Origin of the sequence: Pseudomonas sp. BF-B-15, assembly GCF_019946675.1 — a bacterium.
GTDB lineage: Bacteria > Pseudomonadota > Gammaproteobacteria > Pseudomonadales > Pseudomonadaceae > Aquipseudomonas > Aquipseudomonas migulae.
The window spans coordinates 173,969-192,158 of record NZ_JAGYFZ010000001.1 but is presented as its reverse complement, the minus strand read 5'-3'; the positions used below and the strand labels follow the sequence as shown (position 1 = coordinate 192,158).

Annotated in this window: 16 protein-coding genes and 1 pseudogene; 9 read left to right on the top strand and 8 right to left on the bottom strand. The window is 58.6% G+C overall.

Annotated features, from left to right (window positions below; all coding sequences use genetic code 11):
- Positions 1 to 117 precede the first annotated feature (117 nt).
- On the bottom strand, positions 118 to 1,707 hold the full coding sequence (locus tag KGA97_RS00780) for an ABC-F family ATPase (RefSeq protein WP_008026595.1): 1,590 nt from the start codon (positions 1,705 to 1,707) through the stop codon (positions 118 to 120).
- Between the two features lie 494 nt (positions 1,708 to 2,201).
- Here KGA97_RS00780 and lpxO point away from each other — a divergent pair, with 494 nt between their 5' ends.
- The 3 genes from lpxO (at position 2,202) to KGA97_RS00765 (ending at position 4,821) form a co-directional block, all read left to right on the top strand.
- The gene (gene lpxO / locus KGA97_RS00775; RefSeq protein WP_223480049.1) at positions 2,202 to 3,101 is read left to right on the top strand and encodes a lipid A hydroxylase LpxO; all 900 of its coding nucleotides are present in this window, start codon (positions 2,202 to 2,204) and stop codon (positions 3,099 to 3,101) included.
- 160 nt (positions 3,102 to 3,261) lie between these two features.
- Positions 3,262 to 3,618, top strand: a complete 357-nt coding sequence (locus tag KGA97_RS00770; RefSeq protein ID WP_223480048.1) for a hypothetical protein — start codon at positions 3,262 to 3,264, stop codon at positions 3,616 to 3,618.
- Positions 3,619 to 3,669: 51 nt separating this feature from the next.
- Positions 3,670 to 4,821 (top strand): PQQ-dependent sugar dehydrogenase, encoded by a 1,152-nt coding sequence (locus tag KGA97_RS00765; RefSeq protein WP_223480047.1) that lies wholly within the window; start codon positions 3,670 to 3,672, stop codon positions 4,819 to 4,821.
- A 133-nt stretch (positions 4,822 to 4,954) separates the two neighbouring features.
- Here KGA97_RS00765 and rimI read toward each other — a convergent pair whose 3' ends face one another.
- Entirely contained in the window at positions 4,955 to 6,055 is a 1,101-nt protein-coding gene (gene rimI / locus KGA97_RS00760) for a ribosomal protein S18-alanine N-acetyltransferase (RefSeq protein WP_192416296.1), read from the bottom strand.
- A 92-nt stretch (positions 6,056 to 6,147) separates the two neighbouring features.
- On the opposite strand from rimI, the gene KGA97_RS00755 reads away from it, so the two are divergent.
- Positions 6,148 to 7,722 (top strand): RimK family protein, encoded by a 1,575-nt coding sequence (locus tag KGA97_RS00755; RefSeq protein ID WP_223480046.1) that lies wholly within the window; start codon positions 6,148 to 6,150, stop codon positions 7,720 to 7,722.
- Between the two features lie 7 nt (positions 7,723 to 7,729).
- Complete coding sequence (locus KGA97_RS00750; RefSeq protein ID WP_008044231.1) at positions 7,730 to 8,653, top strand: magnesium transporter CorA family protein; 924 nt, start codon at positions 7,730 to 7,732, stop codon at positions 8,651 to 8,653.
- 114 nt (positions 8,654 to 8,767) lie between these two features.
- On the opposite strand, the gene KGA97_RS00745 is transcribed toward KGA97_RS00750, so the two are convergent.
- Positions 8,768 to 9,103, bottom strand: a complete 336-nt coding sequence (locus tag KGA97_RS00745; protein ID WP_223480045.1) for a DUF2834 domain-containing protein — start codon at positions 9,101 to 9,103, stop codon at positions 8,768 to 8,770.
- A 247-nt stretch (positions 9,104 to 9,350) separates the two neighbouring features.
- On the opposite strand from KGA97_RS00745, the pseudogene ilvA reads away from it, so the two are divergent.
- Positions 9,351 to 10,352 (top strand): annotated as a pseudogene (gene ilvA, locus KGA97_RS00740) (threonine ammonia-lyase, biosynthetic); the annotation flags it as partial.
- 165 nt (positions 10,353 to 10,517) lie between these two features.
- Here ilvA and eco read toward each other — a convergent pair.
- On the bottom strand, positions 10,518 to 11,000 hold the full coding sequence (gene eco, locus KGA97_RS00735; protein WP_223480044.1) for a serine protease inhibitor ecotin: 483 nt from the start codon (positions 10,998 to 11,000) through the stop codon (positions 10,518 to 10,520).
- A 304-nt stretch (positions 11,001 to 11,304) separates the two neighbouring features.
- On the opposite strand from eco, the gene KGA97_RS00730 reads away from it, so the two are divergent.
- The gene (locus tag KGA97_RS00730) at positions 11,305 to 11,574 is read left to right on the top strand and encodes a DUF1652 domain-containing protein (protein ID WP_008026579.1); all 270 of its coding nucleotides are present in this window, start codon (positions 11,305 to 11,307) and stop codon (positions 11,572 to 11,574) included.
- 131 nt (positions 11,575 to 11,705) lie between these two features.
- Here the strand turns inward: KGA97_RS00730 and KGA97_RS00725 are convergent, their stop codons facing one another.
- A complete protein-coding gene (locus KGA97_RS00725) occupies positions 11,706 to 11,972 on the bottom strand; it encodes a DUF2790 domain-containing protein (RefSeq protein ID WP_008044241.1) in 267 nt (88 codons plus the stop codon).
- A gap of 505 nt (positions 11,973 to 12,477) precedes the next feature.
- Here KGA97_RS00725 and KGA97_RS00720 point away from each other — a divergent pair.
- Positions 12,478 to 12,774, top strand: coding sequence for a hypothetical protein (locus tag KGA97_RS00720; protein WP_223434345.1), 297 nt, complete (start codon positions 12,478 to 12,480; stop codon positions 12,772 to 12,774).
- Positions 12,775 to 12,840: 66 nt separating this feature from the next.
- Here the strand turns inward: KGA97_RS00720 and KGA97_RS00715 are convergent, their stop codons facing one another.
- On the bottom strand, positions 12,841 to 13,392 hold the full coding sequence (locus tag KGA97_RS00715; protein ID WP_223480043.1) for a hypothetical protein: 552 nt from the start codon (positions 13,390 to 13,392) through the stop codon (positions 12,841 to 12,843).
- A 69-nt stretch (positions 13,393 to 13,461) separates the two neighbouring features.
- Positions 13,462 to 15,438 (bottom strand): type VI secretion system tip protein VgrG, encoded by a 1,977-nt coding sequence (locus KGA97_RS00710; protein WP_223451586.1) that lies wholly within the window; start codon positions 15,436 to 15,438, stop codon positions 13,462 to 13,464.
- 371 nt (positions 15,439 to 15,809) lie between these two features.
- Between KGA97_RS00710 and KGA97_RS00705 the strand changes: the two genes are divergently transcribed.
- On the top strand, positions 15,810 to 17,111 hold the full coding sequence (locus tag KGA97_RS00705) for an OprD family porin (protein WP_207284366.1): 1,302 nt from the start codon (positions 15,810 to 15,812) through the stop codon (positions 17,109 to 17,111).
- A 122-nt stretch (positions 17,112 to 17,233) separates the two neighbouring features.
- On the opposite strand, the gene KGA97_RS00700 is transcribed toward KGA97_RS00705, so the two are convergent.
- The gene (locus KGA97_RS00700) at positions 17,234 to 18,178 is read right to left on the bottom strand and encodes a carbohydrate kinase family protein (RefSeq protein WP_223480042.1); all 945 of its coding nucleotides are present in this window, start codon (positions 18,176 to 18,178) and stop codon (positions 17,234 to 17,236) included.
- Positions 18,179 to 18,190 lie beyond the last annotated feature (12 nt).

Here is an 18,190-nt window from a genome sequence, read left to right as displayed (position 1 = left end):
GGTCACCTGTGGGAGCGAGCCTGCTCGCGATGGTCTTGGCACCCCAACATTCCTTGGCCATGTAATGCAAAAAGCCCCGTCACAAGGACAGGGCTTTCAGTTGCAGCAAGGCGTGTCTTAGAACACAACGCCCTGACTACGCAGGTAATCATCATAAGTACCGCTGAAGTCGATCACGCCGCTAGGGCTCAACTCGATGATGCGGGTGGCCAGCGACGATACGAACTCACGGTCGTGGCTGACGAAGATCAGCGTGCCCGGATAGTTCTCCAGCGCCAGGTTCAGCGCCTCGATGGATTCCATGTCCAAGTGGTTGGTCGGTTCGTCCATGATCAGCACGTTCGGTTTTTGCAGGATCAGCTTGCCGAACAGCATGCGACCTTGCTCACCACCGGAGATGACCTTGACCGACTTCAGAATCTCGTCGTTGGAGAACAGCATGCGGCCGAGGGTGCCGCGAACCAGTTGCTCGCCGCCCTGGGTCCACTGGCCCATCCAGTCGAACAGGTTGCAGTCGTCTTCGAAGTCGTGCGCGTGGTCCTGGGCGTAGTAGCCCAGTTCCGCGGCGTCGGTCCACTTCACGGTACCGGCATCCGGGGTCAATTCGTTGACCAGGGTGCGCAGCAGGGTGGTTTTACCGATACCGTTCGGGCCGATGATCGCAACGCGCTCGCCAGCTTCAACCTGGAAGCTAAAGTCCTTGAACAGTGTCTTGCCGTCGAAGCCTTTGGCCATGCCCTCGACGATGACCGCTTGACGGTGCAGCTTCTTGGTTTGTTCGAAGCGGATGAACGGGCTCACACGGCTCGAAGGCTTGACCTCGGCCAGCTGGATCTTGTCGATCGCCTTGGCGCGGGAAGTGGCCTGCTTGGCTTTCGAGGCGTTGGCCGAGAAGCGGCTGACGAACGATTGCAGTTCCGAAATCTGTGCCTTCTTCTTGGCGTTGTCCGACAGCAGTTGCTCGCGGGACTGAGTCGCCACGGTCATGTACTCGTCGTAGTTGCCCGGGAACAGGCGCAGCTCGCCGTAATCCAGGTCAGCCATGTGGGTGCACACGCTGTTCAGGAAGTGACGGTCGTGAGAGATGATGATCATCAGGCTGGAGCGCTGGGTCAGCACGTTTTCCAGCCAGCGGATGGTGTTGATGTCCAGGTGGTTGGTCGGTTCGTCGAGCAACAGCACTTCAGGATCGGAGAACAGCGCCTGCGCCAGCAATACACGGAGTTTCCAGCCTGGGGAAACCTCGCTCATCGGGCCAAAGTGCTGCTCGATGCCGATACCCAGGCCCAGCAACAGTTCGCCGGCTCGGGACTCGGCGGTGTAGCCGTCCATTTCGGCGAATTCGGTTTCCAGCTCGGCCACGGCCATGCCGTCTTCTTCGGTCATTTCCGGCAGCGAGTAGATGCGGTCGCGCTCGGCTTTAACCTTCCACAGTTCTTCGTGACCCATGATCACGGTGTCGATCACGGTGAATTCTTCGTAGGCGAACTGGTCCTGGCGCAATTTACCCAGACGCACGTTCGGCTCGAGCATGACCTGACCGCCGGAAGGCTCGAGGTCGCCACCGAGGATTTTCATGAAAGTCGACTTGCCGCAGCCGTTGGCGCCGATCAAGCCGTAGCGGTTGCCCGCGCCGAATTTGACCGAAACGTTTTCGAATAGCGGCTTGGCGCCGAACTGCATCGTGATGTTAGCTGTAGAGATCAAAGGTTTTTCCTGCGAAGCATTCAGAGTAGCTAGGGTTGCGGCAGTACCGATTCAGTACCCGTTTCCGGTATTCAAACCACGGGAAATACATCCCGATCAGAAGCGGAAGGTCCATCTGGCAATAAGTGGACAGCAGCAGTTGGAGCGCTTGGCCCGAGTCGAAGTGCGCTGAGACGGGGTTCATTCCCGTCATCAACCAAGGGGGGCGCGTAATGTTTGGCGGCGATTGTACTGGTCTGGCTCTTTAAACGATAGGGCGTTTAGGCCGCACGGATGCTTTGGCGGTACAAGTGGACAGATTTTCACAGTTGAACGCTAACTATTTGTTACAGCTCGTGGCTAAAATGCCATCTTTCAACCGGATGCCGACCGCCGGCATGCTCAAGGACGCGCCTCAGGGACGCTGTTTCGTATTCAGACGCTGCACAAGACCCTTGGGCCGTCGGGCCTGTCAGGGGACGCAGTTTGTTCACTTCTGACGTGTGACGATTTCCGTGAAACTCATCATTGCCGCTATTTATGTTGTATCGATTGCGTACGTCCACCTGCGCGGTCAGGTGCGCCACAAGCTGGGCCGCCAACTGAGCGATCACTCGACGTTTCTCGCGCCGATCAATTGCTTCCTGTACCTGTTCTCGAAGATTCCCAACAAACCGTATCTCGATCCGGCCGACTTCCCGGACCTGAGCCCGTTGCAGACCCATTGGGAAGAAATCCGCGCCGAAGGTCAGAACCTGCTCAAGGCGGGTGAGATCAAACGCTCGAACCAGTACGACGACGTCGGCTTCAACTCGTTCTTCAAAACCGGCTGGAAGCGCTTCTATTTGAAGTGGTACGGCGACAGTCATCCTTCGGCAATGAAGCTTTGCCCGCGCACCACCGAACTGGTGCAGAGCATCGGTTCGATCAAGGCGGCGATGTTCGCCGAACTGCCGCCCGGCTCGAAACTGGTGCGTCACCGCGACCCGTATGCCGGTTCCTACCGTTATCACTTGGGCCTGGAGACGCCGAACGACACCGGTTGCTACATCAACGTCGATGGCGAGAACTATCACTGGCGTGACGGTGAAGCGGTGATGTTCGACGAGACCTTCATTCATTACGCCGAAAACACTACGCAGCAGAACCGCATCATTCTGTTCTGCGACATCGAGCGCCCCATGAAGTATCGCTGGGCGGCGGCGTTCAATGGCTGGTTCAGTCGTAACGTGATGTCGGCGGCCGGTGCACCGAACGAAGCGGGCGACAAGACGGGTGGCATCAATCGACTGTTCACCAGGATCTACAAGATTCGCCTGCGCGGCAAAGCGTTGAAGAAGCGCAACCGCACACTCTATTACCTGGAAAAGTGGGCGATTTTTGCCGGGTTGCTGGCGATTTTTGTCTGGATCTGATTGACGCGTCGCGGCTGCCCATGGCCCGGCGCAAAGTTTTCAGCGGCGTACAAGCCAGTCCTGGCAGGGGATCAACTTCGTGTTACATGGTTTTGGTTAACAAATCCGAACCCTCGGCGTAGCGTGCTATCGAAGGCTGTATCTCCTGGAGGGGCTGGTCATGAACCGATTAGCGTTTGGCATCATCACGATGGCATTGACGGGCGTACTGAGCCAACTGGCCCAGGCCGACACCCGGTTACCCGTATTCCCGATGCTGTTGGCCCAGAGCCCGACGGGCGCCGCCAGCAATCCTTACAACAGCCCGATTCGCCGGGCCAACCCCAATAGCATGCAAGGCACACAACCCAGTGCGCCGGCCATCCGCGGGCCGAACACGGTTCCCGTTCCGCGGCCACCGACGCTGGACAACGGCGGCATTGGCAACCGCTATCCCCAGGATCGGTCTGCGCCTGTCAGCCCACCGAAATTCATCCCTAATCCACCCCCTCGGGACCCAGGCACCAGCAACCGTTGAGCAGCAGGACGCACGTCTTGCCAGCCATTCAGACGACAAAAGGAATCGTGCATGTTGCGTAAAACCCTCCTGGCTACCGTTTGCGCCAGCGCCCTGATCAGCGCCACCGCACCGGTTTTCGCGGCGTCCGTGCAAACGCTGAAAAGTGAACAGGGCACCCTTGAGGTCACACCCATCGCCAAGGGGCTGGATCATCCGTGGGCCTTGGCGTTTCTGCCGGATCGCCAAGGGATGCTGGTGACCGAGCGGCCCGGCAACCTGCGCGTGGTCAGTGTCGACGGCAAACTTTCGGCACCGCTCAGTGGCGTACCGAAGGTCTGGGCCAAAGGGCAGGGCGGTCTGCTCGACGTGGTGCTGTCGCCCGATTTCAAACAGGACCGCACGGTCTATCTGTCCTACGCCGAAGGTGGCGGCGAGGGAAACAAGGCCGGCACGGCGGTCGGTCGCGGGCAACTGTCGCAAGACCTGACGGCGATCAGGAATTTCAAAGTGATCTTCCGTCAGGAGCCCAAACTCTCGGTCGGCAATCACTTTGGTTCGCGACTGGTGTTCGACCGTGACGGCTACCTGTTCATCACCCTCGGCGAGAACAATGACCGGCCAACCGCGCAGGATCTGGACAAGCTGCAAGGCAAGGTCGTGCGGATCTACCCGGACGGCACGGTGCCCGACGACAACCCCTTTGTCGGCCAGGCGGGCGTGCGTCCGGAAATCTGGTCGTATGGCCAGCGCAATCCACAAGGCGCGGCGCTCAATCCCTGGACCGGCGTGCTCTGGGAAAACGAACACGGCCCGCGCGGCGGTGACGAGATCAACATCATCGAACGTGGCAAGAATTACGGCTGGCCGCTGGCGACCCATGGCATCAACTACTCCGGTCAACCGATCCCGGAAGCCACGGGCAAGACCGCCGAAGGCACTGTTGCGCCGCGCCACGTCTGGGAAAAGTCTCCCGGCCTGAGCGGCATGGCGTTTTACGACGCTGACCGCTTCAAGGCGTGGCAGCACAACGTGTTCATCGGTGCGTTGGTCAGTCAGGAGTTGATACGCCTGCAGTTGGACGGCGACCGAGTGGTTCACGAAGAGCGTTTGATGGGCGAGCTGAACAAACGCATCCGCGACGTGCGGCAGGGGCCGGATGGGTATTTGTATGTGCTCACCGATGAAGATGATGGCGTGTTGTACAAAGTAGGCCTGAAATAAACACAATTCCTGCAGCCGCTGGCGAAACTTGTGGGAGCGAGCCTGCTCGCGATAGCGGACTTATGGCCAACATCTATGTTGATTGGTAAGGCCCCATCGCGAGCAGGCTCGCTCCCACAGGTTCCGTCAACTGCTACAGGGAGCGGCGATAAAGAATCACCGCCGCCCGCAACTTGCCGCGCCCGAAACTGCACATCTTCTCGAACTCCCCATGGCTGACCGGCAAATGCTGGCAATCCATGGGCTGACGATGCTGGCTATGGTCGACATCCGGGTCGTGCAGGTACACAAATTCCTCATCGCAATCAGTGACGATCACCCAGTGCGGCGACTTGGAGCGGGTCAGCCGATAACTGCTGATCAGCACCAGCGGCTGTCCTCCGTCGTTCAGTAACCGAGGCAGGTCCAGCGGACCACCGAGCACCTGTTCGACGTCGGTCGTTCCCAATTGAGCCATGAACTCCTCGTGCACCAGGCGCATGACGTCTTTTTTATGCTCATCGCGCACGCCATCGAGAAACAACGGCCCGGCCATGCTCACTTGCAGGCGCACACGAAAACCGCGTCGCGCCGCCGCCAAAGCCAGGCCTTGAGGGCTGCAACCGCCGTGGCCAGAGGTCATGAACACGGTGGTTGCTTCGCGCCAGATCTGCAGTTCTTCGCGGCGCTCCAGCACGCGACCGGTTTGCAGTGCGCCCATGGCCATCAACAGGCACGCGGGGCCGCAGGTGAAATCGGTGGTCTGGGCGTACCAGGGCACGTTGATGTTGCGCGAGTCACGGTGCTGAAGGATGCGTTTTTCCAGGCGCAGCGCATCGGCATGGTCCTGGTAATAATCATGGATCAGCGCGAAGCGCCGGTAACCGTTGCGCTCATACAGGGCGATGGCGGCGGGGTTGTCGATGCGCACTTCCAGCCGCAGGTACGCGCAGTCGTGTTCCAGGGCGCAGGCCTCGATGCGTTCCAGCAATTGCTTACCGAGCCCACTGCCGCGAGCCTGTTCGGCGATGGCAATCGAGTAGAGCCGCGCCAGCGATGTGCCCCGGTGAAACAACACCACTGCGTAGCCCAACAATTGCTCGCCACGCTGGGCCACCAGCAGTCGTCCGTGAGCGCGGGTGATCATCCATTGAAAGCTGCGGCTGGTGAGCCGGTCCGTGGTGAAACATTGCTGTTCGAGTGCCAGCAACGCGGGTAAGTCTTCAACTACCGCCAAGCGAAAGACAGGATTCATATGACCGCCGTAAAAGTTGCGTAACGAAACGGGACTTTCGAAAAAGTTCGTGCTTAATAGGAAAGGTCTTGTTCTCCAACGGATCAATCACTATGTCAGCGGTACAGGGTCATTGGCGCGAAGTATCCGAGCAAAGTTTGCCGGCAGCAACTTATTTAAATGACACGGTTAGAACTTCAAGTCAGTTGATTATCATCGTCGAACGCAAGGAAGACTGGGCGTCCTACTTTCCCAGCGAAGACATCGTCACGGCTCAGGAATACCTCGAGCAGACCCGCGACAACGAGCAGGGCAAACGGGTCCAGGTGATCAACCTGTGCCGCAGCTACAAGTACCTCGGGCACGGTTATTACTGCTCGCTGCTGGCCGAGGCGCGGGGGCACAAGGTTATTCCATCGGTGCGCACCATCAGCGAACTGACGCGCAAAGCCCTGTACGGCCTGGCGCTGGATGACCTGGATAAAACCCTGGAAAAAGCCCTCAGTCATCACCTTTACAGTGATACCGAAGGTTTTACCCTGACCCTGTATTTTGGCAAGACACATATAGAGCCGTTGCAGGATTTGGCGCGGCAGTTGTTTGAAGTGTTTCCGTGTCCGATATTGTTAGTTGAGTTTCGTCGAACTAACGGCTGGCACATCGAAGGGATAAAATCTGGCGCCCTGCACAAGTTGCGCGAAGATCAGGAAGATCAGTTCGCCCACTCACTCGACACGTTCAGCCGCAAGATCTGGCGCGTGCCACGGTCGCGGCGCCTGGCCCGTTATGACCTGGCGATCCTGCACGATCCGCAGGAAGCGTTGCCGCCGTCCAATCCCAAGGCACTGGAAAATTTCGTACGCGTGGGCAAGACCTTGGGCATTGATGTGGAGCTGATCGAGCGCAAGGACTACGCACGCATCGCCGAATACGACGGGCTGTTGATCCGCGAGACCACAAGCGTCGACAACCACACCTACCGTTTCGCGAAAAAAGCCGAGAGCGAAGGGTTGGTGGTGATGGACGACCCGGCATCGATTCTGCGCTGCACCAACAAGGTCTACCTGACCGACCTGCTCAACAGCCATCAATTGGGCATGCCCGCCACGGAAATCCTCTACAAGGAACGACCGGAAGACTTCGAACGTGTCGGCGAGCGCCTGGGTTTTCCGCTGGTGTTGAAGATTCCCGACGGCTGTTTCTCCCGTGGCGTGATCAAGGTCGAAAGCCAGCAAGCCTTACTCGAAGCGACCGCCGAACTGTTCGAACACTCGGTGCTGTTGCTGGCTCAGGAGTTCTTCTACACCGAGTACGACTGGCGCATCGGCGTGCTCAACCGCAAACCGATCTTTGCCTGCCAGTACTTCATGTCCAAAGGCCATTGGCAGATCTACAACCACAAGGCCAAGGGGCAAGACATCAACGGCGAATGCCGTACCCTGGCAATTCACGAAGCACCGCGTGCGGTGGTGGAGCTGGCGTTGAAAACCGCGAACCTCATCGGCGACGGCCTCTACGGCGTCGACCTCAAGCAGTCCGGCGACAAGGTGGTGGTCATCGAGGTCAACGACAACCCGAACATGGACGCCGGCATCGAAGACGCGTATCTGCAGGACGATTTGTACTCGTTGGTGCTGGAAGAATTCGTCCGCCGACTGGAACTCAAACGCCGCGGCCAGGCCTGGTGATCGGCCGATGATCAAGAGCTTTCAACTGACCCACGGCGTGCTGCATGCGGTCGAACGGCTGGACGCCGAAGTGATGCTGTTCAGCAACCCCGATGCGGCCGAGCGCGACTTGCTGCACAGCCATTTCAAACTCGATGAACACGCCCTGGCGTCGGCGCTGGACCCGGACGAGGTGTCGCGCATCGAGTTTCACCCCGACAACCTGTTTCTGATCTGGAAGCGCCCGGAGAACTACTCCGGCGCCGGCAGCCTGGCCTTTGAGGTGTCGTCCTGCGGTTTGCTGTTTTCTACCCAGCGTTTACTGGTGATCGCCACCGACGATTCGCCTCTGCATGGGCTCGGCACCCGGCAGAAACTGAACACGCCGTTGGATGTGCTGCTGGATCTGCTGTTCAACAACATCCATCACTACCTGGGTCACCTCAAGGTGATCAAGCTGGTTGCGCGGGAGTTGCAGCAGAAATTCAACGCGTCGATGCAGAACCAGCACCTCATCCAGATGTTCAACCTCAGTGAAAGCCTGATCTATTACATCAACGCGATACACAGCAACGGCGCGGTCCTGACCCGCCTGCGCAACCACGCGGAAAAGGAGCACTTCGGCGCCGAGGCCATCGGCCTGATCGACGATCTGATCATTGAAAACAACCAGTGCTACAAACAGGCGGAAATCTATTCCACGGTGTTCTCCGGGCTGATCGACGCCCGGGGCAACCTGATGAACAACAGCATGAACAACCTGCTGCGCAAACTGACGCTGATCAACGTGGTGTTTCTGCCGCTGAACCTGATTGCGAGCATCGGCGGCATGTCCGAGTTCAGCATGATGACGGCGGGGACGCCGTGGTGGGTGTCGTATCCATTGTTTTTGACGGCGATGATGCTGGGGGCGGGAGTGATGGTGTTGGGGCTCAGGCGGTTGGCCAAATGATGTGGTGAATGTCAGGCCGCCATCGCCGGCAAGCCGGCTCCTACAGCAGCGCGCACCACTTGTAGGAGCCGGCTTGCCGGCGATGGCGGCCTCAATAACACCAAACACTTCGGATCAGACTTCTTGCGCGGCACCCACAGACCTCTTCCGATCCTGCAACCCGCGAACCACCAGATACAACAACGGCCCAATCGATACAAAAATCGCGGTGAGCAATAGATAGGGAATGACGGACAATGCCGACTGCCCACGCTTGCGCGCATCGCTGTACATCCACACCCCGGCCAGCGTCGCCAGCAGGTAAAGATCAATCACCACCTGCGCCGTATCAGGTCGTGACATCAGGCTGATGCCAAATTCGATCAACGATTGTTCCGCCTGGAGCATCACCGCAACGGTGTAGCCAGCGAAGGCGAGCAGGGCAATCAGGGGCAGGGCGATGGACTTCATGGTTTCCTTCCTTGGACGATGAGCAGAACAGCGAGCCTACACAGGCCGGGAAAATTTGGCCATTGACTTGCCTGTCGTGCCCGGCTAATTTCCAGCCATGACTTCCACCGTATTGCGCTGCCAGCCAAGCATTATTACCGCCATTCCTTATTTGGCGGGCTAGCTCACGACTGCAGCACCCAACCCGCCCTAGAGGCGGGTTTTTACTTTCTGTCTCTTGGGTTCTGATCAACGTCAGGAGACGACCATGAACAGCACACCCGCCCAGCAGAGCTTGCTTGAGCATTACGTCAAAAAGATCCTCGCCGCGCCGGTGTACGAACTGGCGGTACGCACGCCGTTGCAAGTAGCGCCGGCTCTGTCCGAAGCCCTCGGCAATCAGATTCTGTTGAAACGCGAAGACTTGCAGCCGACTTTTTCCTTCAAGATCCGTGGCGCCTACAACAAGTTGGTACAGCTCAGCGATGAGCAGAAGGCGCGCGGCGTGATCACCGCCTCGGCAGGCAACCATGCCCAAGGCGTGGCGCTGGCGGCGCGTGAATTGGGGATTGCCGCGACCATCGTCATGCCCGCCACCACACCGGAATTGAAGGTGCTTGGAGTGCGCAGCCGCGGTGCCGATGCCGTGCTGCACGGGGAGAGTTTTCCGTTTGCCTTGGCGTACGCCTTGAACCTGGCAGAACAAACCGGCCGCCCCTTCGTTTCGCCCTTCGACGACCCGGACGTGATCGCGGGGCAGGGCACCGTCGCCATGGAAATCCTCCGTCAGCACCAAGGAGCGCTCGACGCGATCTTCGTGCCGGTGGGCGGTGGCGGCCTGATCGCGGGCATCGCCGCGTACGTCAAATACCTGCGGCCTGAAGTCCGCATCATTGGCGTCGAGTCGGAACATTCCGCGTGTCTGCGCGCCGCCTTACAGGCAGACGAGCGTGTTGTCCTGTCCAACGTCGGTACGTTCGCCGATGGCGTCGCTGTCGCGCAGATCGGCGCTTATGGTTTCGAGGTCTGCCGGTTTTGCGTGGATGAGGTGCTGACCGTCAGCAATGACGAACTCTGCGCCGCGATCAAGAACATCTACGACGATACCCGCTCGATCACCGAACCTTCCGGTGCGTTGGCCGTGGCGGGCATCAAGAAGTACGTGGCGCAGACTGGCGTGCGTGGTCAGACGCTGGTGGCCATCGACTCCGGTGCCAACATCAACTTCGACAGCTTGCGCCACGTCGCCGAGCGCGCTGCATTGAGCGACGCCCCAGCGTAAGCGTGAGCGGGCGCTGGGCGCTAATCGATCACCCGTTCCCCCTGTGGGAGCGAGCCTGCTCGCGATGACGGTTGTACATTCAACACATCTGGTGGCTGAAAGTCCGCTATCGCGAGCAAGCTTGCTCCTACAGGTTTTGCATTTGGGCGGGGATTATTCCTGAACAGCTTTTTCGACCGTGCTCGACGCCGACCAGATCCGATAGCGCACTTCAACGTCCTTGGGCACATACAGCACGATCGGCAGCTTGCTGTTGTAACGCAACCTGAAACCGTCACCGACCACCGGGACGAAGTCCTGTTTGCTTTTGCCATCCGGGCAGGCCATCAGCGTGCTCATCGGGCCGATCACTTTTTCCAGGCGGTAGAACGGGTAGCCCCAGCCTTCGAGGTTTTTCTCCTCGAGCATGCCGCCCAGGCGTTGGCGATTGCAGTCAACGGTCAAGGTCTTGCCGGCGAGAATTTCGACCTGGTAGTTGTCTTCACCGGCTTGCGGGGCGAGGTGAATGACCTGGCGGGTGAAGCCGTTTTCGGCTTTGGGAAACGGTGCAACGTCTTCGAGTTTGGCTGCGTGAACAACGGCGGATAGCCCGGCAACAATCAGGCCGACGGTAGTGATTCGGGTCAATGAACCCATGATGCCTCCTTGCGTGTGAGTAGGGTCAGCGGATGTGAAAGGGAGTGGCCGCATTTTTACTGCCATGGGCGGCCAATGCAAACCCGGACTCATCAGGTTGCAATTTGCAGGGGCGAGAACCTGCGTTCATGCAGACTGCATGAGTGCATTTACTTGAAGACACATTAAACCTTTGAATTACCGATGAGCTGCACGGCGAAATCCGGGGCATGTTTTATGCTTCATCTGGTCCTGAAGCTGGCCGCGAATGAGTTGAGTCGGCATTGATAGCTGATTGGCAATCTCACATAAGGAGAGGGTCGCCATGTTTCTTTCTGCCTTGGAACTTCGCAACATCATCGAAAGCAGTTTTCTGCCGAAACGTTGTCAATGCACGCTGACGCCCGACCTGTCGATGAGCATCAAGGTGTATGCCGACGGCCAGACCGATCAAGTGGATCTATTGGTCACTGGCATAGACGCCAGCACACTCAATGGCTGCCGGGAAATCAATGACCTGATTGCCGAGCTGCGCACCGAAATTCAGCATAGGGCAGCGCTGCAGACGCTGCATCCCGACCGGCAAGCGCTTTAAGCCCACTCCTGTAGGAGCAAGCTTGCTCGCGATGGACGTAAACGATAACGCGTGTTTTCTGAATAAACGCGTTATCCGAACGTTTTTCGCGAGCAAGCTCGCTCCTACAGAAAAGCATGAGTGTCGCGTTATCAATTCTGATAACTGCACGCATCCGACCATTTGCGATACGAGATCTCTGCGGGTTTTCCCGACGTATCGATGTACTTCATCTCAGCCGTAATGACTTTGCAGTCCAGCGTCGTAGGTTCGGTCAGCGCAACCACCTTGGCCACGTGCAGCGGCATCCCGTATTCGTAGGGCACGGCTTGTGAGGAAGTGGTGTCGTCGGCCTGGGCAAGCCCGGTAAACCCGGTGCAGGCGAGGGCAGCGGTAACCAGCAAAATGCGCGTATTCATGAGCAATCTCCGGTGCGGACGGAACGAGAGTTCGACGTAGTGAACGTCGAACCTGCCGCACTGGGCGTCAGAGGAACCTGAGGGCGTGCGGTCCAGTAAAGTCTTGGACCGCAGGGTTAAGCAATGGTTAACCCGGCTGAATGCCGCCTGTCGTAAGGGACGATTCTGTCAGGCGTTTCGTTGGGGTGAAAATCTTCGGTAGCTTCGGCTTCGTCCTACAAGGATGGATGCTTTGTCGACTTTCGGCTGATGGGGCGTAGCGATTACTGTTTGGGCTCGCTGCAAAATCAGCGAACAGGTTTGGTCACCTGATAATGCCCCCACATGTGCCCTCATTCGCACTACGAACTTCTATGTCTCGTATTGCGTTGTAATGGCGGCTGTGTGCGGGACGCCTTCGGGCGAGCCGATTTGGGCGTTATCGGTTGACCAAGCCTGTACACAGCCGCCTCCCATCGTTTGGTCACGGTGCTGGCGATTACTAATTAATGTCCGAGTAATTACTATGCATACGTTAAATCCGTTCCCCGATCGCTACCGTTCAATCAAAAGCAGCGTCACCGACTCAACGCCTCTGGTCATCGACACCGAAGCCAACCCCCAAGACATCCTCGAAGCCGCCCTCCAGCGTATCCGCGCCTCCAGCGAGCTACTTGAAACACTCCACCTCCAATGTTTCAAAGACGGCGACGTGCAGGACATTCCGCACATCACGCACGCCCTTTACCTGCTGACGCAGGACGGTTGCGACTTGCTCAAGGTTGCGCAGCAACGGATGCTGGGCTGGAAGGCACCAGCCTGACGTTTGATCTGTACTGACAAATCCAGCGCCCGTAGGCGCTGGATTTTTTATGGAAGGGGCCTCGCGTCAAGGCTCGGAGGCGTTCAGTTGTATTAACGACTCGCCCTTCGAGACCACTGGAAACTCATCTAACTCTAGAAAAAGCCCGTTTTTCCCGTAGCTCAAATATTTGTGCGAGCTTTCATTGCCTGTATTCTCAAAGATCACCTGCGCTCCTTGTACAGATATTTTTACCCAGCGAGGACGGTTCCTTTCGGCGAAATCAATACGTTGGATTTTCCCGTCCGTTGAATCGAAATAGAACAAAGCTCCTTGCAGATAGTTAGAAGTGAACTCGCCCGACACCACCAGTACGTTTGTATTTTTTTGATCTGAAGTGCATTGCCATTGCACTTCGCTTCCTCGAGAGGCCTCTGCATCTTCGTATATAAACCGGGTGATTTGGCCATAGCGGGTTTTGTAAATATAGGAATCGATGATCGGCGAGCCACGCAGCAGCGAAATCGTGTGTTGTGATCCTGCCAATTCGCAATCGATCATCGTTTGTAACGGCGGTTGAGCAGCCAATGCCTGAACGCAAAAAATGACAAGCCCAATGCCAGACACAACATTCTTCATTTGATCCCGCCACAATGGACGAAGTGGCCGAGCGATCGAGTCAAGACCCGTTCGCTCGCCGTAACTGTTTTAGTGAACCGTCTTCGCCTGCACCACATTCCCCGCACGATCCTGATCGGCAGGCGTCGGCACCACCGGCGGCAACTGAGCAATCCCCGTGCCCGCACCCGGCGCACCGCCCGAGTTGGCCTTCACCTCAGCCCCACTAATCGTCACACCCCCCGCATCGACCTTGACGAAACTCCCGCCAGCCTTCGCCGTCAGTTCCATCCCGCCTTCAACCACCACTTTATTACCCGCGTGGTAGTGAATCTCTTCACCCGCCTCCACAAACTGCGCCGTGCCGACCTTCACATGCTGGGTTACACCCACCGTAAGGTGATCATCCGCCCGCGCTTCAGTCTTGCGATCCAGATGTGTGATCCGATGCTCTTCTACCTTGAACTCGCTAAACACCTTTGCCTCAACCGTGTCATGCCGCTCATTGCCGATGCGGATTTTCTGGTCGTGTTCGATGTTTTCATCCCAGTCGCGCTGGGCATGCAGGTAGATCTGTTCCGCGCCTTTTTTGTCTTCGATGCGAAATTCGTTGTAGCCCTTGCCGCCCGGTGAGCTGAGGGTCTTGAAGGTGCTGCGGGTTTTGTTCGCCGGCAGGTCGTAGGGGACGACGTTTTCCTTGTGGTACAGGCAGCCGGTGACCAGCGGTTGGTCGGGGTCGCCTTCGAGGAAGGTGACGAGCACTTCCATGCCGACACGCGGGATGGCGATGCCGCCATAGGCGCTGCCGGCCCAGCCGGTGGCGACGCGCAGCCAGCAACTGGTGTTGTCGTTGGCCTGGCCGTCGCGGTCCCAGTGGAATTGCACTTTGACGCGGCCGTACTCGTCGCAGTGGATTTCCGAGCCGGGCGGGCCGGTGACGATGGCGGTCTGGCTGCCGAGGACTTGCGGTTTCGGGTGTTCGAGGGCAGGGCGGTAGTGCGCGTCCCACGGCGTGGCGAGGAAGCGGTTGCGGTAGCCCTGGTGGAAATCGTCTTTGTTGTGGGTGACGTCGCTGGTGACGTTGGCGCCGAGCACTTGTGGTTGCTTGCCTTCGTGGACCACTTCCAGCAGCAGCCAGAGGTCGTTCCATTCGGCGCGCGGGTGTTCGCTCAGAGCCATGAAGTGACCGCTGACCAGCGTCGGCTGGTCGCCTTTGCCTTCCGCGAGTTTGTAGTCGCTGCGGTGGCGTTCGAGGGCGCGGGTTGCCAGTTGCTTGCCACGGGCACGGTCGGTGAAACGGCCGGGGTAGTCGTAGTCTTCCAGGTCCGGAGCGAACGCACTGGAAGCGGCGCCTTCAGGCAGGATGCGCGGTTTTTCGAAGTCGTAATCGCGACGGCTGACGCGGCTGGTGCGGGTTTCCAGGCGCAGGTTGAAGCGCTTGATCACCGGTTTCTCGGCGGCCATGCCCGAGTCTTGCTGATAGGCCACGGGCGCCAGTTTGCGGAACACCGTCTGGTCGTCGCCGAACACCAGTTTGTGGCCGCTGCTGCTGTGCTGGAAGTGGAAGTGAATGCCTTCTTCTTCGCACAGGCGCTGGATGAAATGCAGGTCGGATTCGTCGTACTGCACGCAGTAGACACGCTCGGGGTAGATCGCGCCGAGCTGGAAGTCATAGGCGTCGGCCAGAATGCCGCGGGCCTCAAGGACTTGGGCGATGATCTTCGGCACCGTCAAATGCTGGAAAATCTGCTGGTCATGGTTGTGGCGCAGGTAGGCCAGTTGCGGCACCAGGCTGATGCTGTAGCGGGTCAGGCTTTTGCCGGAGTCGCCTTGCTCGATGCGATAGACCAGGCCGTGAATGATGCCTTCGCCGGTGGCGCCGAAGGTCAGGCAGCCGGGCTTGTGCAGCAATTCTTCGAGTTTCAGGTCGGGGCGCGCGCTGACCAGTTCGATGTCAAAACAGAAGGGCTGATTGAGGGCTTCGCGACCGACGAAACTGAGTACCTGAAGGTCAGCGGAAACGCCTTCCAGCGTGAGGGAAATATGGATTGCGTTTGCGTCCAGCATGCCTTGAATTCCGTCCTTTGGATAAGCAGGAGCGGATGGTGCAGGATTAAACCGCCTCGTTCAAGGCGCAAATGCCGTAGATGAGGGCGTACCCCGGCATCGGGAAAACCCCTAATGGCACGGTTTCGACCAATAAACACGGGGGCTCTTCGCCTGCGGGCTCATCGATCAATTGCCCCCGCTGGTCAACGCCGTGCCAGAACAGGGAGTCATTTTCCGACTAAAGTCGTCTGTAGCCGGTAAAAGCCTTCTGCCATCATTGCCGCTCACCCCCGTGTGTCGCCTTCATCCTGGCCAGTTCCTGGTCCGGGGCGAAGCTATTTTCTGGCTTATTGCGCCTTGCGCAAACGCTGCACTGTTGGAGCTTTTTCATGCGTCCCCCTTTTCAACTCATCACCGCGCGCCAGTCACTCGGCTTCGGCGCTTTAGTCCTGTGCGCCGGTTTTACCGTCCAGGCTCAGGCGAGCGGTTTTCTCGATGACACCACGGCGAAGATCGAATCGCGCACGGTGTATTTCAACCGTGATTTTCGTGATGGTCATACGTCCACCGAACAGGGCGCGTCCAAGCGCGAAGAGTCGGCGCAGGGCTTCATTCTCAATCTGCAATCGGGTTACACCGAAGGCACCGTCGGCTTCGGTATCGATGCGCTGGGCATGCTCGGGTTCAAGCTCGATTCCAGCGCCGACAGCAGCAACAGCGGCTTGCTGCCATCGTCGGGTGAAAACCCGCGTGGCTCGAAAGACCAGTACGCCAAACTTGGCCTGACCGCCAAGGTGCGCGTCTCCGACAGCGTATTGAAGTACGGCGCGCTGCTGCCGGACGTGCCGCTGCTCAAGTACAACGACGGGCGTTTGCTGCCGACGATGTTCAACGGCGCGCAGCTCACCTCTAAAGAGATCAAGGACCTGACGTTCATGGCCGCGCGCCTGGACCAGTACACCGCCCGGGACTCGACCGACGCCCAGGACATCCGCGTGCACTGCAAGAACAAGCGCTACGCCTGCAACGTCACCGCCGATCACTTCGACATGTATGGCTTCGACTACAAGATCAATGAGCGCCTGACTGCGCAGTATCACTACGCCGAGCTGGAAGACATCTATCGCCAGCACTTCGTGGGTTTGCTGGCCAGTCAGCCGCTGGGTGAGGGCGTGCTCAAGGCTGATCTGCGCGTGCTCAAGAGTGCCGACAGCGGCGCCGAGCGTGCCGGCTCCATCGACAACCGCGCACTGAGCGGCATGCTCGCGTACGCCATCAGCGGCCACACCTTCAGCGCCGGTTGGCAGCGCATGAACGGCGACAACTCGATGCCGTACCTGGATGGCACCAATCCGTACCTGGTGAACTACGTGCAGGTCAATGACTTCGCCGCCGCGCAGGAGCGTTCGTGGCAACTGCGTTATGACTATGACTTCAAGTCGATCGGCATCAACGGCCTGAGTTTCCTGACCCGTTATGTGAATGGCGACCACATCAAGGTGCTTGGCAGCGATCAGGAAGGGAAGGAGTGGGAGCGCGACAGCGAGCTCAAGTACGTGGTGCAAAGCGGGACGTTCAAGGATGTCAGCCTGCGGCTGCGTAACGCGACATATCGGACCAACTACGAGAAGTTTGCCCGGGACGTGGATGAGACGCGGTTGATCATCAGCTACAACTTTTCAGTCTTGTAGCGCCTGACAGGCCGCCATCGCGAGCAGGCTCGCTCCCACAATGGATCTTTAGTGAACATGGATCTTGTGTTCGGCATCGAGCCAATGTGGGAGCGAGCCTGCTCGCGATGGGGCCCTCACATTCAGCCAAGATCCAACTGCTGCCGAAACGGCAAATCCGGCCCGGTCTTGCTGCACGTCAGCGCCGCTGCCCGCACCGCAAACTTCAACATCCCGTCGATCTGCTCGCGCGCCAGCGATTGAACGCCCTCGACCGAATCCAGCTGCTGCTCGGTCAGCCAGGTAATCAACGCCGCCTGGAACGTATCGCCAGCCCCAACGGTGTCGGCAATCTTCACCGGACAGGCCGGCACCGACCACGAACCGTGATTGCGGCAAAACACTGTCGCCCCTTCGCCGCCACGGGTCAGGAACACCACCTGACAGCGATGCTGCAACCAGCCTTCAATCACTTGCTGCGGATCCTGCCCGGGATACAACAGGCTCAGGTCCTCATCGCTGACTTTGATCAGGTCGGCCAGCTCAACCAGCGTCGCAACCCGCGAACGCCAAAGCTCGATGTTCGGTTCAGGATTGAGCCGCACGTTCGGATCAAGGCTGATCAGACGCTTGCCACTTTCCCGCTGCACCAAGGCCAGCAGCGTGTCGGCAATCGGCTGCACCACCAGCGAGAACGAGCCAATGTGCAAGCCGCGCACCTCTGGCCCCAGTTCCGGCAGATGCTCCGGTTTCAACTGCCGATCTGCGCAACCTTCACCACGGAAACTGTACTGCGGTGAACCATTGGCACCGACCGCGACCATCGCCAGGGTGGTCGGTGCGGCGAAATCCACCAGGTAATCCGGGCGTACGCCTTCATCTTGCAACACTTGCTGCAAACGCCGGCCCAGATAGTCCGTCGACAACCCGGCAAACAGCGCCGCGTCCACGCCCAAGCGGCGCAAACCGACCGCCACGTTGAAGGGCGAGCCGCCGGCAATCGCCTTGAAATTCACTTTTGAAGCCAGACCGCTGGCGTCGTCTTCACTGAAGAAATCGAACAGCGCTTCGCCACACACCAGATACATAGTTGTTCACTC

Excerpts from the sequence above, each read along its gene's own strand:
- KGA97_RS00770 (WP_223480048.1), top strand. The coding sequence starts at position 3,262 with ATGAACCGATTAGCGTTTGGCATCATCACGATGGCATTGACGGGCGTA.
- KGA97_RS00765 (WP_223480047.1), top strand. The coding sequence starts at position 3,670 with ATGTTGCGTAAAACCCTCCTGGCTACCGTTTGCGCCAGCGCCCTGATC.
- rimI (WP_192416296.1), bottom strand. The coding sequence starts at position 6,055 with ATGAATCCTGTCTTTCGCTTGGCGGTAGTTGAAGACTTACCCGCGTTG.
- KGA97_RS00755 (WP_223480046.1), top strand. The coding sequence starts at position 6,148 with ATGTCAGCGGTACAGGGTCATTGGCGCGAAGTATCCGAGCAAAGTTTG.
- KGA97_RS00750 (WP_008044231.1), top strand. The coding sequence starts at position 7,730 with ATGATCAAGAGCTTTCAACTGACCCACGGCGTGCTGCATGCGGTCGAA.
- KGA97_RS00745 (WP_223480045.1), bottom strand. The coding sequence starts at position 9,103 with ATGAAGTCCATCGCCCTGCCCCTGATTGCCCTGCTCGCCTTCGCTGGC.
- eco (WP_223480044.1), bottom strand. The coding sequence starts at position 11,000 with ATGGGTTCATTGACCCGAATCACTACCGTCGGCCTGATTGTTGCCGGG.
- KGA97_RS00730 (WP_008026579.1), top strand. The coding sequence starts at position 11,305 with ATGTTTCTTTCTGCCTTGGAACTTCGCAACATCATCGAAAGCAGTTTT.
- KGA97_RS00725 (WP_008044241.1), bottom strand. The coding sequence starts at position 11,972 with ATGAATACGCGCATTTTGCTGGTTACCGCTGCCCTCGCCTGCACCGGG.
- KGA97_RS00720 (WP_223434345.1), top strand. The coding sequence starts at position 12,478 with ATGCATACGTTAAATCCGTTCCCCGATCGCTACCGTTCAATCAAAAGC.
- KGA97_RS00715 (WP_223480043.1), bottom strand. The coding sequence starts at position 13,392 with ATGAAGAATGTTGTGTCTGGCATTGGGCTTGTCATTTTTTGCGTTCAG.
- KGA97_RS00710 (WP_223451586.1), bottom strand. The coding sequence starts at position 15,438 with ATGCTGGACGCAAACGCAATCCATATTTCCCTCACGCTGGAAGGCGTT.
- KGA97_RS00705 (WP_207284366.1), top strand. The coding sequence starts at position 15,810 with ATGCGTCCCCCTTTTCAACTCATCACCGCGCGCCAGTCACTCGGCTTC.
- KGA97_RS00700 (WP_223480042.1), bottom strand. The coding sequence starts at position 18,178 with ATGTATCTGGTGTGTGGCGAAGCGCTGTTCGATTTCTTCAGTGAAGAC.